Source organism: Isoptericola sediminis, assembly GCF_013085345.1.
Taxonomy (GTDB): domain Bacteria; phylum Actinomycetota; class Actinomycetes; order Actinomycetales; family Cellulomonadaceae; genus Isoptericola; species Isoptericola sediminis.
Genome location: NZ_JABFAJ010000003.1, coordinates 50,478 through 62,883 on the forward strand (window position 1 = coordinate 50,478; position 12,406 = coordinate 62,883).

General features: G+C 72.8%; 15 protein-coding genes and 1 tRNA gene. 8 read left to right on the forward strand and 8 right to left on the reverse strand.

The genetic code is table 11. The features are described 5' to 3' along the window. Position 1 precedes the first annotated feature (1 nt). Together ygfZ and HLI28_RS00880 are read right to left on the reverse strand one after the other, a co-directional pair. A complete protein-coding gene (gene ygfZ, locus HLI28_RS00875; RefSeq protein WP_171245617.1) occupies positions 2-1,171 on the reverse strand; it encodes a CAF17-like 4Fe-4S cluster assembly/insertion protein YgfZ in 1,170 nt (389 codons plus the stop codon). Then, positions 1,168-1,740, reverse strand: coding sequence for a heme-binding beta-barrel domain-containing protein (locus HLI28_RS00880; protein WP_171245618.1), 573 nt, complete (start codon positions 1,738-1,740; stop codon positions 1,168-1,170). Before HLI28_RS00880 ends, ygfZ begins: the two co-directional genes overlap by 4 nt. A 153-nt stretch (positions 1,741-1,893) precedes the next feature. Between HLI28_RS00880 and HLI28_RS00885 the strand changes: the two genes are divergently transcribed. Next, the gene (locus HLI28_RS00885; RefSeq protein ID WP_171245619.1) at positions 1,894-2,271 is read left to right on the forward strand and encodes a DsrE family protein; all 378 of its coding nucleotides are present in this window, start codon (positions 1,894-1,896) and stop codon (positions 2,269-2,271) included. Positions 2,272-2,287: 16 nt separating this feature from the next. Here HLI28_RS00885 and HLI28_RS00890 read toward each other — a convergent pair whose 3' ends face one another. The 3 genes from HLI28_RS00890 to HLI28_RS00900 all read right to left on the reverse strand — a co-directional run bounded on the left by HLI28_RS00890 (position 2,288) and on the right by HLI28_RS00900 (position 4,068). Further along, positions 2,288-2,740 carry a DUF4395 domain-containing protein gene (locus HLI28_RS00890; RefSeq protein WP_171245620.1) on the reverse strand — a complete coding sequence of 151 codons (453 nt, stop codon included), beginning with the start codon at positions 2,738-2,740 and terminating at the stop codon, positions 2,288-2,290. Beyond that, positions 2,737-3,198: a thioredoxin family protein gene (locus tag HLI28_RS00895; RefSeq protein ID WP_171245621.1), complete on the reverse strand. Its 462-nt coding sequence runs from the start codon at positions 3,196-3,198 to the stop codon at positions 2,737-2,739. Before HLI28_RS00895 ends, HLI28_RS00890 begins: the two co-directional genes overlap by 4 nt. A 135-nt stretch (positions 3,199-3,333) precedes the next feature. Further along, on the reverse strand, positions 3,334-4,068 hold the full coding sequence (locus tag HLI28_RS00900) for a hypothetical protein (RefSeq protein WP_171245622.1): 735 nt from the start codon (positions 4,066-4,068) through the stop codon (positions 3,334-3,336). 86 nt (positions 4,069-4,154) lie between these two features. Between HLI28_RS00900 and HLI28_RS00905 the strand changes: the two genes are divergently transcribed. Beyond that, positions 4,155-4,916 (forward strand): winged helix-turn-helix transcriptional regulator, encoded by a 762-nt coding sequence (locus HLI28_RS00905; protein WP_343035524.1) that lies wholly within the window; start codon positions 4,155-4,157, stop codon positions 4,914-4,916. A gap of 26 nt (positions 4,917-4,942) precedes the next feature. After that, on the forward strand, positions 4,943-5,875 hold the full coding sequence (locus HLI28_RS00910; protein ID WP_171245936.1) for an alpha/beta fold hydrolase: 933 nt from the start codon (positions 4,943-4,945) through the stop codon (positions 5,873-5,875). Between the two features lie 19 nt (positions 5,876-5,894). On the opposite strand, the gene nth is transcribed toward HLI28_RS00910, so the two are convergent. Beyond that, positions 5,895-6,623, reverse strand: coding sequence for an endonuclease III (gene nth, locus HLI28_RS00915; RefSeq protein WP_171245623.1), 729 nt, complete (start codon positions 6,621-6,623; stop codon positions 5,895-5,897). 209 nt (positions 6,624-6,832) lie between these two features. On the opposite strand from nth, the gene HLI28_RS00920 reads away from it, so the two are divergent. Next, a complete protein-coding gene (locus tag HLI28_RS00920) occupies positions 6,833-7,510 on the forward strand; it encodes a Crp/Fnr family transcriptional regulator (protein ID WP_304604505.1) in 678 nt (225 codons plus the stop codon). 224 nt (positions 7,511-7,734) lie between these two features. On the opposite strand, the gene HLI28_RS00925 is transcribed toward HLI28_RS00920, so the two are convergent. Together HLI28_RS00925 and sp36 are read right to left on the reverse strand one after the other, a co-directional pair. Continuing rightward, positions 7,735-8,202: an Atu1372/SO_1960 family protein gene (locus tag HLI28_RS00925; RefSeq protein ID WP_171245624.1), complete on the reverse strand. Its 468-nt coding sequence runs from the start codon at positions 8,200-8,202 to the stop codon at positions 7,735-7,737. Between the two features lie 7 nt (positions 8,203-8,209). Then, positions 8,210-8,371 carry a Sp36 family protein gene (gene sp36 / locus HLI28_RS00930; protein WP_171245625.1) on the reverse strand — a complete coding sequence of 54 codons (162 nt, stop codon included), beginning with the start codon at positions 8,369-8,371 and terminating at the stop codon, positions 8,210-8,212. 130 nt (positions 8,372-8,501) lie between these two features. Between sp36 and HLI28_RS00935 the strand changes: the two genes are divergently transcribed. The 4 genes from HLI28_RS00935 (at position 8,502) to HLI28_RS00950 (ending at position 12,385) form a co-directional block, all read left to right on the forward strand. Next, positions 8,502-10,838 (forward strand): transglycosylase domain-containing protein, encoded by a 2,337-nt coding sequence (locus HLI28_RS00935; protein ID WP_171245626.1) that lies wholly within the window; start codon positions 8,502-8,504, stop codon positions 10,836-10,838. A gap of 11 nt (positions 10,839-10,849) precedes the next feature. After that, positions 10,850-11,752 (forward strand): metallophosphoesterase, encoded by a 903-nt coding sequence (locus tag HLI28_RS00940; RefSeq protein ID WP_343035526.1) that lies wholly within the window; start codon positions 10,850-10,852, stop codon positions 11,750-11,752. Between the two features lie 93 nt (positions 11,753-11,845). Next, positions 11,846-11,922, forward strand: a tRNA-Pro gene (locus HLI28_RS00945). A gap of 100 nt (positions 11,923-12,022) precedes the next feature. Then, the gene (locus HLI28_RS00950) at positions 12,023-12,385 is read left to right on the forward strand and encodes a hypothetical protein (RefSeq protein WP_171245627.1); all 363 of its coding nucleotides are present in this window, start codon (positions 12,023-12,025) and stop codon (positions 12,383-12,385) included. Positions 12,386-12,406: the final 21 nt, after the last annotated feature.

The following is a 12,406-nucleotide window of genomic DNA, read 5'->3' on the forward strand; positions in this document are numbered from 1 at the left end:
ATCACAGCAGGCTCTGAGCCCCGTCGCCACCGCGTGAGGTCAGGCCCCGCATCGTCTCGCCGCGCGCGGCGGGCCGGTCGGCCGAGACGCCCTCGCCGGGCACGACGACCTCCTGCGAGGCCGCCACGGCGATCTGCTCGGCGTCGTCCCCGGCACCGACCGGGCCGACGACGGCGAGCTCGGCGTCGACGGGGACGTTCCGCTTCACCACGGCCAGGGCCACGGGGCCGAGCTCGTGGTGGCGGGCCACCGTCGTGACCCGTCCGACCACCTTGCCGTCCGGTCCGTCGCGACGGACCTCGGCGCCGGCCTCCGGCACGACGTGCTGGGAGCCGTCGAGGTGCAGCATGACCAGCCGCCGCGGCGGCCGGCCGAGGTTGTGCACGCGCGCGACCGTCTCCTGGCCGCGGTAGCAGCCCTTGTGCAGGTGGACGGCGGTGCGCAGCCAGTCGAGCTCGTGCGGGACGGTGCGGTCGTCGACCTCGCGGGCGAGCCGCGGCCGCCACGCCTCGACGCGCAGGGCCTCGGTGGCCCACGTCCCGGCGAGCCGCCACCCGGCCGCCTCCCGCGCGGCCACGGCGTCGACGAGGGTCTCCCGCGGGACGAGCACGAGACGCCAGTCGCGGTCGGCCCCGGGGTGCTCCGCGGCAGGCGGACCGTAGCGGGTGCCGCCGCCGACCACCTCGGGCCAGCTGTCGCGCCAGGTGACGGGTTCGTCCTCGGTGCCCTCGGCGTCGACGGCCTCACCGATCGCGGCGTAGGAGTCGGTCATGTCGTCGATCTCGACGCGCATCATGAACTTCATGCGCTCGAGCCACGCCACGAGCGGTGCGACGTGGTCGCGCTCGGTGACGAACCAGGTGGAGGTGCCGTCGTCGACGACCGCGAGCGCGTGCTCGGTCCGTCCTTGCGGGGAGAGCACGAACAGCTCGGTCGAGGTGCGCGGGGCGAGGTGCTCGACGTCCTGGGACGTGATCGAGTGCAACCAGCCCAGGCGGTCCGGGCCCGTCAGGCGCACCACGCCGAGGTGCGACTGGTCGACGACGGCCGCACCGCGCACGAGCGCGCGCTGCTCGGCCACCGGGTCGCCGTAGTGCCAGGCGACCCCGGCGTCCGGGCCGGTCGCCGCGACGGCGTCCGGGCGGTCCAGCAGGGGGCTGCGGTAGGTCATGAGTCGTCGGTGACCCGGTCGAGCTCTCCCGACGCGTACGTGCCCATCGGGTGGCCGAAGGCGGCGAGCTCCTCGACCCAGAGCAGCCGGCCGTCGACGTTGCCGTACAGCCGCTTGGCGGCCGTCACCTCGGCGGCGGTGGCGGTGCGGGCCACGAAGTCGGTGGCCAGGTCCACCCGGCCGTCGCCGACCACGCCCAGGAAGAGCGCGACCCGACCCGAGGCGTCCGTGAGCAGCACCTCGAGCGGGTGCTGGCTCTCGGAGAGGCCCTCCGGTCGCTCCGAGGCGACGCGCCAGTAGCCCGTCTCGGTGGACCAGACGGTGTCGAAGGCGGCGTCGTCGCCGACCTCACCGTCGGTGACCGCGCCGTCGGAGGCGCCGGACCGCACGGACAGTGTGGACTCGAACCGCAGGTAGGGGCCGCCGTCGTGGTCGAAGACGAGCTCCTGGCGGAACTCGGTCTCCTCGATGCCCTCGTACTTGATGACACCGCCCCCGGTCCACCGTCCGACCAGCCAGGCCAGCGGGTACACCTCGGGAGCGAGTCCCTCGGGGAAGGTGAACGGCATCAGCGCTGACCGTGGAAGAGCTTGTAGACGACGTAGGCGGCGAACCAGGTGATCACTCCCACGGTGACCACCAGGAGGCTGGTGAAGAAGATCTCGAGCGCGTGGATCGACATGCCTCGATGGTACCCATCGCCGTGGGGCTAGGGTCGACCTATGACCGAGACCACAGACCGGCGATCCCTCGTCGTCAAGACGACGTCGGGCACGGACCGTCCGGAGGCCGCGAACCAGGCGCTGACGGTGGCCGCGTCGGCGGTCGCCGCCGGGGTGGACGTCTCCCTCTGGCTGACCGGGGACGCGGCGTGGTTCGGGGTGCCCGGTCGGGCCGACGAGCTGGCGCTGGAGCACGCCGCGCCGGCCGCCGAGCTGCTCGAGGCGGTGCTGGCGGCCGGGACGGTCACGGTGTGCTCCCAGTGCGCGGCGCGCCGGGAGATCGGCCCCGAGGACGTGCTCGACGGGGTGCGGATCGCCGGCGCCCCGGTGTTCGTCGAGGAGTCGCTGCGCCCGGGGGCCCAGGCCCTGGTCTACTGACCGGCGCGCCCGCGCCCTACCGCGCGGACGGACGCAGCCGGCGTCCCAGCAGGTACAGCTCGCAGCCGAGGCACAGCCCCACGGTGGCGTTGAGCGCCGCCGCGACGAAGGCGAGCCCGGCGGCCCACGGCACGACCGCGAGCGCCCCGGCCCAGCCGGCGACGACGCCCGTACCGGTCACGACGAGCCCCACGGTCTGCGCGAAGCGCGGCGGACGCACGTCCTCCAGCTCCGGCGGCGGGGCGAGCCTCGGCCGGACCAGCGTGCGGAAGAGCCAGCCCTGCCAGGTGGCCTGCGGGCCGCGCACCGCACCCGGCACGAAGCTCAGCGCGACGACGGTGAGCAGCACCAGCGCGGGCGTGGTCGGCCCGATGAGGACGACGACGGCCAGCAGCAGGGCGGTGATGCCGGCCCCGACACGGGGGCCGCGGGGGTCGATGCGGGGCGGGTCGGTGGTCTCCACGGTCATGCGGTCCTCCCCGCCACGGGTGCCGACGGCACCGTCGCGAGCGCGTCCCGGGCGCGGGCCGGCGTCATCCCGCCGGACGCGCGCGCCACCTCGGTGCCGGCGGCGTCCAGCACCAGCACGGTGGGCGTGCGGTGCACCCGGGCGCGCTCCACGAGGTCGGGACGGTGGTCCACGTCGACCTCGACGTGCGTGACGCCGGGTTCCTCGGCGGCCAGCGCACCCAGGGTCCGGGCGGTGGACCGGCAGGCCGAGCAGACCTCCGCCGACAGCTGCAGGAACGTCGCGCGGGCGCCCGGGGTCATGCCCTGGGCGACGAGCTCGTCCGTCCAGCCGGTCGCGGCGGCGTCCACGGCGCCCGGTGCGGTCGTGCGCACCCGGCCCTGGGCCGAGCGCCACGTCAGCGCGAGCACCGCCGTCACCACGAGCAACGCGGCGAGCACGGTCCACTGTGCGGTCATGCGATGGCCTCCTTCAGATCACCACCCACCGGCAACAGATCGTTTCGCATGGATGTTCCCGGCCGTCGTCACCGGAGAGTACGCGCCCCGCCCGGTCCCCGCCGCACCGTCCACCTGCGGGTCCGACCCCCCGGGCTACAGGAGCATGCGGCCGACGACGAACACGAGCATCCCGGTGATCGTCACCGGGACGGCGGCCGCCGCCGCGGCGGCACGACGTCTCTCGAGGGCGGGCTGACGTTCGAAGAGCAGACGGAGCGCGGCCGAGACGAGACCGGCGACCAGCCCGACGACGAGGCCGTGCACGGGTTCGACCTCGGGCAGGGCCGACGCGGTGCCGGCACCCGCCGCTCCACCGAGCACGACGCCCAGCAGCGACCCGATCCACCCCCCGGCCACCGGGAGCGCCGCCACCGCCGACGCCACGGCCAGGCCGACGGCGCTGGTGACCACGAGCCCGGCACCGGCGTCCGTCGACGCGGTGGCCAGCCATCCGGCGGCGGAGACCGTGACCACGACGCCGGCCGTCATCCCGCTGACGGACTCGACCAGACGAGGGCGCCCGCCGCGGCGCAGCATCTGCGCCACGAAGGCCAGGACCAGCGACAGCGCGATGACGAGGGGCAGGTTGCGCAGGATCGGCTCGCCCTCGGTGAACCAGGTGACGGCGAGCCCGCCGGCACCCGCCAGCAGCACCACCACCGAGGTCGCCCCCTCGGCCGGCAGGCGGAGCAGCGGCGCCCAGCCGGCCGTCAGCAGCAGGATCAGGAGCCCGCACGCGCCGAGCGTCCACCAGGGCCCCAGGTAGGCGGCGGTCGCCACGAGCGTGGCGAGCACCGCCGTCGTCACGGCACGGGAGGTCACGGTCACGCGGACGAGTCTCCCATGCCAAGACGTTGTGACCTTCGGGGCGCGGCAGGGTACCTTGACGATCACCCGCAGCGGGAGGAGTGCACGTGGCGGAACTGTTGATCCTGACGCCCGCGACCGGCGGTTCGGTCGAGGTGCTGCCCGCGCTGGGACTGCTCTCGCACAAGGTGCGCGTGCTCCCCATGGAGCCCTCGGCGCTCGTGGACGCCCCCGACTCGGACGTCGTCCTGCTGGACGCCCGCCGGGACCTCGTCGCCGCCCGCACCACGTGCCGCCTGCTGCACGCCACCGGGCTCACGGTCCCCCTCGTGCTGATCCTCACCGAGGGCGGCCTGACCGTCGTCAACCACGAGTGGGGAGCGGACGACCTCCTGCTCGAGTCCGCCTCGCCCGCGGAGGTCGAGGCACGGCTGCGCCTCGTCGTCGAGCGGTCGGCGCACGGCACCCGCGAGGACTCGCCGCAGGAGATCTCCGCCGGCGAGCTCGCGATCGACGCGGGCGGGTACACCGCCCGCCTGCGCGGCCGCCCGATCGACCTCACCTACAAGGAGTTCGAGCTCCTCAAGTACCTGGTGCAGCACCCGGGCCGCGTCTTCACCCGCGCCCAGCTCCTGCAGGAGGTGTGGGGCTACGACTACTACGGCGGCACCCGCACCGTCGACGTGCACGTGCGCCGGCTGCGCGCCAAGCTCGGCCCGGAGCACGAGCAGCTCATCGGCACCGTGCGGAACGTCGGCTACCGGTTCGACCCGCCCAAGGAACCCCGCGACGACGTGACCGCCCCGGGGACGGGGTCGGGCCCCGACCGTGACGCCCCCGGCTCCGCCCACGTGTCCTCCGGCGGCTGACCGGGTAGGTTGCGGCCGTGACCGCCATGTCCGACGCCGCCGACTACTCCTGCGCACTGGTCGACGGACCGTGGCGGCACGAGTTCGTCGCCGCCAACGGTTCCCGCTTCCACGTCGCCGTCGCCGGCCCGCGCCCCACGAACGGCGACCGGGACCCGCTCGTGGTGCTGCTCCACGGCTTCCCGCAGTTCTGGTGGGCCTGGCGTCACCAGATCGCCGCCCTGGCGGACGCCGGGATGCAGGTCGCCGCGCTCGACGTCCGCGGGGTCGCCGCGTCCGACAAACCGCCGTCGGGCCGCGACGTGCCGACCCGCACCCGCGACGTGGCCGGGGTGATCCGCTCCGTCGGTCACGACCGTGCCGTCGTCGTCGGTGCGGGCACCGGCGGCGCCCTCGCCTGGGCCATGTCGGCGCTCCAGCCGGCCGTCACCGCGGCCGTCGCCGCGGTGAGCGCACCGCACCCGGGCCGTCTGCACGTCCCGGGGAGGGGCATCCTCACCCCCGCGGCCCGGCGCCTGTTCGCCGCCGCGCAGCTGCCCGGCGTCCTCGAACGTCGCCTGCAGGACGCCGACGGCGTGGCCGGCATCCTGGACGCCGGCTCCGACCGCCCCCTGGACCCGGAGGCGGTCGCGCGCTACCGGGAGGCGCTGCGCGTCCCGTTCGCCGCGCACAACACGGTGGACGCGCTGCGCTGGTTGTCCCGCACGTCGAGCCACCCGGCCGGACGCCGGTACCTCGCGGCCCTCAAGCGCCCGGTCGACGTGCCGGTCCTGCAGCTCCACGGCGCCGCCGACGGGTTCCTGCGGCGCGAGACCGCCGACCTGGACGGGGCGGCGCTGGCGCGTGACTTCCGGTTCGAGGTCGTCGAGGGGGCGGGCCACTTCCTGCCGGAGGAGGCCCCCGACGCCGTGACCGTGCTGCTGCTCGACTGGCTGCGGCGCCCGGGCGTGCTGCGTTGACCGACGGGCGCGACGGCGGTCAGCCCCGCGGCCCCGGCCGGAGCAGCTTCGCGGCAGCGACCGGGTCGGACTCCCCCAGACCGTTCGACGGGCACCACCGCGCGACCGGGCAGGCGCCGCACGCCGGACGCCGGGCATGGCAGACCCGGCGGCCGTGCCAGACGAGGTGGTGGCTCAGCATCACCCAGTCCTTGCGGGGGAAGAGCTCGCCGACGGCGTGCTCGACCTTGACCGGGTCCTCCTCCTCGGTGAACCCGAGGCGCCGGGCGAGCCGGCCGAAGTGGGTGTCCACGGTGATGCCGGGGATGCCGAACGCGTTGCCGAGCACGACGTTCGCCGTCTTGCGCCCGACGCCGGGCAACGCCACCAGGTCCGGCAGACGGCGCGGCACCTCGCCGCCGTGCCGTTCCACGAGAGCCTGGGCCAGGCCGATCGCCGACCGCGTCTTGGCCCGGTAGAAGCCGAGCGGGCGCAGGATCTCCTCGACGTCGGCCGGTTCGGCCGCGGCGAGCGAGGCGGCGTCGGGGTACCGGGCGAACAGCGTCGGCGTCGTCGCGTTGACCCGCACGTCGGTGGTCTGGGCCGAGAGCACCGTGGCGACCAGCAGCTCGAAGGGCGTGGTGAAGTCCAGCTCCGCACGCGCGTCCGGGTAGGTCTCGGCGAGCACGCGGTCGATGCGTCGGGCCCGCCGGACCAGGGCCAGACGGGACTCGCCGGTAGGGGTAGGCTGCTCCGACGTCTCGACCATGCGGGCAGCGTAACCCCGGACTCCGACCGCAGGACGGACGCCAGGTCGCGGAACTCGAGGACCCCGCCGGTCGTTCGCCCGGACGTCACCCCGCGGCGGTGCGTCCAGGCACGACGCCCTGGTGTGAGGCAGACTGAGACCTGGAACACATTTTGACAGACGCGCGCCTCGCCCCGCCCGGGCAGAGGCCCGAGAACGTGAGGATTGCTGTGGACGACACCGTCGTGCTCTCCGCCCCCTTGTTCGCCGACATGGACACCGAGGAGTCCAAGGCGCTCATCGAGTCCATGATCCCGGTCGAGCTGGGCCGCGGGGACGTCCTGTTCCGCGAGGGGGAGCCGGGCGACCGGCTCTACGTGATCGCGCAGGGCAAGATCAAGCTGGGACGCCGTTCCAGCGACGGTCGGGAGAACCTGCTGTCGATCCTCGGACCCGGCGAGATGTTCGGCGAGCTCTCGCTCTTCGACCCGGGCCCCCGGACCGCCACTGCGTCGTCGGTGTCCGACGCACTGTGCTACGAGCTGCGCCACCAGGCGCTCGTCCAGTGGGTCGCCGCCCACCCCAACGTCGCCACGACGCTGCTCGGCGCGCTCGCCCGACGGCTGCGCCGCACGAACGAGACCCTGGCCGACCTGGTGTTCTCCGACGTGCCCGGGCGGGTCGCGAAGGCGCTGCTCGACCTGTCGCAGCGCTTCGGCGAGCCGAACGACGAGGGCGTCCGGGTCGCGCACGACCTGACCCAGGAGGAGCTCGCTCAGCTCGTCGGCGCGTCCCGCGAGACCGTCAACAAGGCGCTGGCCGACTTCGCCACGCGCGGCTGGGTCCGCCGCGAGGGCCGTGCGGTCGTGCTGCTCGACATGGACCGGCTGGAGCGCCGCGCTCGCTGAGTCCTGCTCCTCCGCGGGTGTCGAAGACCCCCGGACACCGTCACGTTCACGGCCGCTGGGCGGCCTCCACTTCGGGGTGGGTGACGGTGTCCGGGGGTCTTCGACGTCCGCTGAGTGCGCCGTGCTGCGGCGTCCCGCGCGGTCGGCAGTTCCTGCGTCGATCGACAGCTTGAGGTGCCGATCGACGCAGGAACTGCCGAGCTCGTGCTGTGACGGGGGACCTGTCAGTCGGCGAGCTCGACGATCAGCTCGACCTCGACCGGGGCGTCCAGCGGCAGGACCGCGACGCCGACGGCGGACCGGGCGTGCGTGCCGGCGTCCCCGAAGATCGTGCCCAGCAGCTCGCTGGCACCGTTGAGGACGGCGGGCTGGCCGGTGAAGGACGGGTCGCTGGCCACGAAACCGGTGACCTTGACGATGCGCGCACCCTCCAGCGTGCCGGCGACGCTGTGCACGGCGGCCAGCGCGTTGAGGGCGCAGATGCCGGCCAGCTCGGTGGCGTCCGCCGGGTCCACGAGCCCGTCGCCGGCGCCGACCTTGCCGGTGGTCGGCAGGGCGCCGTCCACGAAGGGCAGCTGCCCCGCGGTGTAGACGTACCGTCCCGACCGGACGGCGGGCTGGTACGCCGCCACCGGTGCGGCGACGTCGGGCAGGGTCAGGCCCAGCTCTGCCAGGCGGGACTCGATGCTCACGCCGGCCTCACTCACCCGAGGGTCGCTTGAGGTAGGCGACGAGGTTCGCGCTGTCCGGACCCGGCACGACCTGCACCAGCTCCCAGCCGTCGGCGCCCCACTGGTCGAGGATCGCCTTCGTGTTGTGGATCAGGAGGGGGATGGTCGCGTACTCCCACGTGGTAGCCATGCGGCGATGGTAGCCCGACCATGTTTCGTCGGGGCATCGGCACGAGTCGGGGACCACGACTCCACAGGACCTGCACACCCGTGCCGGTCCTCCTGTGCGGCGGTGCGGACCGAACCTCTAGGCTGGGCACATGGCGCCTCCTGAGTCTCGTCGCATCACGCGCACGATCCCGGCCACGCAGATGGTCGCGCTGCTGCTTGCCTTCCTGCTGGCCGCCGGCGCCGGCGGCGTGCTGGCCGCGGGGTTCGTGATCCCGGCGGTCGCGGGTGTCAACGCGGTGGCGGACAGCACCGTGGAGATCTACGACGAGTTCCCGGCCGAGCTCGAGCCGCGGCCGCTGTCGCAGCAGTCCCGGATCTACGCCTCCAACGGCAGGCTCCTGGCGACGTTCTACTACCAGAACCGCATCGTGAAGCCGCTCGACGAGATCTCCGAGAACGTGCAGCACGCGGCGATCGCCATCGAGGACGAGCGCTTCTACGAGCACAACGGCGTGGACGCCCAGGGCATCACCCGTGCCGTCGTCAACAACCTCACCAACGAGGCCACGCAGGGCGCGTCGACGCTGACCCAGCAGTACGTCAAGAACATGCTCATCGAGTCGGCCCTGCAGGACGGCGACCAGTTCGCCGTGATCGCCGCCCACGAGTCGACGATCGACCGCAAGCTCCGCGAGGCCAAGATGGCCATCGCCCTCGAGGAGCGCATGTCCAAGGACGAGATCCTGCAGGGCTACCTCAACGTCGCACAGTTCGGGCACAAGCAGATCTACGGCGTGGAGGCGGCGGCCCGTTACTACTTCGACACGACGGCCGCCGACCTCACCGTCGTCCAGGCCGCCACGATCGCCGGGATCACGAAGGCACCCAGCAAGTTCGACCCGACGCGGAACCCCGAGCTGGCCCAGGAGCGGCGCGACCTGGTCATCAAGAACATGTACAGCCTCGGGTACATCTCGCTGGACGAGCGAGACGAGGCCCTCGACCAGCCGATCGAGGAGACGCTAAACGTCAACCCGACGCCGGCCGGCTGCCAGATGGCGAACAACTCGGCGTTCTTCTGCGACTACGTCATCAAGGAGCTGCTGCTGGACCCGGCGTTCGGGGAGACGCGCGCGGACCGCCAGAACCTCCTGTACCGGGGCGGTCTCGACATCCACACGACGCTGGACATGAAGAAGCAGAAGTCCGCGTTCAAGACCATCAAGAAGTCCGTGCCCGAGGACGGCAGCAGCGAGGGGCTCGAGGCCTCGATCGTCTCCGTCGAGCCCGGGACCGGCAAGATCCTCGCGATGGCCCAGAACGTCCCCTACACCGGCACGAAGGCCGCGGAGAACGCGAGCCGGGACACGACCGTCAGCTACAACGCCGACTACCTGCACGGCGCCTCGGGCGGGTTCTCCCCCGGGTCGAACTTCAAACCGGTGGTCCTCGCCGAGTGGCTGAAGAGCGGGCACACCCTCAACGACGTCGTGAATGCCAACGAACGGACCTGGGACACCGGCAAGTTCAACTCTCCGTGCAAGCCCCTGCCCTCGGAGGAGTGGCCGGTCGGAAACGCGGAGGGCGGCTCCGCGGGGCCGATGAGCGTGCTCAAGGCCACCTACCTGTCCGTGAACGCGGCCTACGCCGACATGGGCTCACGCCTCAACCTCTGCGATCTGCGCGGCACGGCCTACCAGATGGGCTTCCGCCCGACCAGCACCAGCCTGCCCACCGAGACGCGGGATGTCGGACCGCTCAAGACCACGCAGGTCAAGGAGAGCGACATCAACATCTTCGCGCCGATGCTGCTCGGCACGCAGGAGTCCTCCCCGCTGAACATGGCCGCGATGTACGCCACCATCGCCTCGGGCGGGACCTACTGCGCGCCGCGAGCGATCACGGGCGTCACCGGACCCCGGGGTGAGGAGTACGAGGTCCCCGAGGCCGACTGCGACAAGAACGCGCTGCCGAGCAACGTCGCCGCCACGATGGCCTACGCGATGGAGAACGTCTTCACCCGCGGGACGGCCTACTACGTCGGCGGTCTCGAGGACGGCCGCCCGGTCGCCGGCAAGACGGGCACGTCCCAGCTGTCGGCCCAGACGTGGTTCTCCGGGTTCGTCCCCCAGCTCGCCACGACCGTCTGGGTGGGCTCCGTCGACAACCCCCGCGAGGACCACACCGGTCCGGGCACCGTCGCGGGCAACTCCTACGACATCCTGTACGGCTCGACCGTCGCGGCCCCGACCTGGAAGACCTACATGGACCAGGCGGTCAAGGGCATGCCGGTCGAGGACTTCGGCGCCCCTGACCCGCGGCTGATCGGCTCGGCACCGGCCCCCACCTCTGCGCCCACCACGTCCGACGACAGCTCGTCGTTCAGCACGGGGTCCGACTCCTCGGGCGCGAGCGACGGCCCGGGGAACAGCGGTGGCAACGGAAACGGCAACGGGAACGGTCAGAACGACGGGAGCGACGGCTGAGACCCCTCACCGTGCTGGGCGGGGTCGCCGCCCTGGGCGTCGCCGGCCTGGCGTACGCACACCTCGAGACGAAGCTCTTCACGTTGCGCCGGGTGACCGTGCCCGTGCTGGCCCCGGGCGAGCGCGACCTGCGGGTCCTGCACGTCTCGGACCTGCACCTGACCCCGGACCAGCAGCGCAAGATCGACTGGGTCCGGTCGCTGGCCGCGCTGGAGCCTGACCTGGTGATCGACACCGGCGACAACATCGCGCACCACGACGCCGTCGACCCGCTGCTGCACGCGCTCGAGCCGTTGCTCGCCACCCCCGGGGCGTTCGTCATGGGCTCCAACGACTACTACTCCCCCACCTTCAAGAACCCGGCGCGCTACCTGCTCCCGGACGCCCGCGGACCGATGCGCCGCACGCCCGACCTGCCGTGGGACCGGATGGCTGCGGCGATGCGCGACGCCGGGTGGGCCGACCTGACCAACCGGCGCGACGCCGTCGACGTCGGGGGGCGGCGCATCGCCCTGGCCGGTGTGGACGACCCGCACCTGGACCGGGACGAGTTCCCGGAGACGACCGACGACGAGCCGGCGCTGCTGCGCCTCGGGGTCGCGCACGCGCCGTACCAGCGGGTCCTGAACCGGATGCATGCCGACGGAGCGGACGCGATCATCGCCGGGCACACGCACGGCGGCCAGCTCTGCCTGCCGTTCTACGGGTCGCTGGTCACCAACTGCGACATCGACCGCGGACGCGCCAAGGGTCTGCACGGCTGGCCCGGCCCGCGGCCCGACGAACCGGGCGGCGAGGACTCCACCTGGCTGCACGTCTCGGCCGGCGCCGGGACCTCGCCGTACGCCCCGGTGCGGTTCGCCTGCCGCCCGGAAGCGACCTTGATCACGTTCACGGCGCGGGACCGGATCTGAGTTTTCGTTCCGGGGCGATCGTCGGCTATTCTGAGCAGGCTTCCGCACGAGGAATCCGGTTCGCCGGTGTTCGAGGGTGCGGGCGCAGTCCCTCGGGGTGTGGCGCAGCTTGGTAGCGCGCTTCGTTCGGGACGAAGAGGTCGCAGGTTCAAATCCTGTCACCCCGACCAGTCGAGAGGCCCTCCGGCCAGCGGAAACGCTGGCCGGAGGGCCTCTTGTCCTTCCTTGACGGGTCTCTACGTCTGTTCCCGCCGTGGCTATTCTTCGGTCATGCGCAGCGACGACAGAGGCACGCGCTCGCCGCGCACGTACCGGGCCGTGGCCGAGGACTCTCCACTGGGTCTCGTCCTGCGACTGCTCTGCCGGCCGAGCAAGGGCCAGTTCGAGATGGCGTTCGGGGCCCGCCCTCGGTCGGACCAGCGCGTCGGCATGCTCAGGAAGGCACATTTCGCTGCTGGTGCCGGCCTCGTCGGAGGGACGATCATCGGCGTCCTGGTGGCGTTCCACCGCGGGCGCAGGTTCCCCGGACCTGCGTGGACGGAGGCCCACTCGCAGATCGCATCGCTCGCCGTGGGCGCCGCGGTCGCCATCTGCCTGATCACTGCGGTGCCGATCTGGACCCTCGTCCGGTAGAGGGCAGGTCCGGGGCCGCCC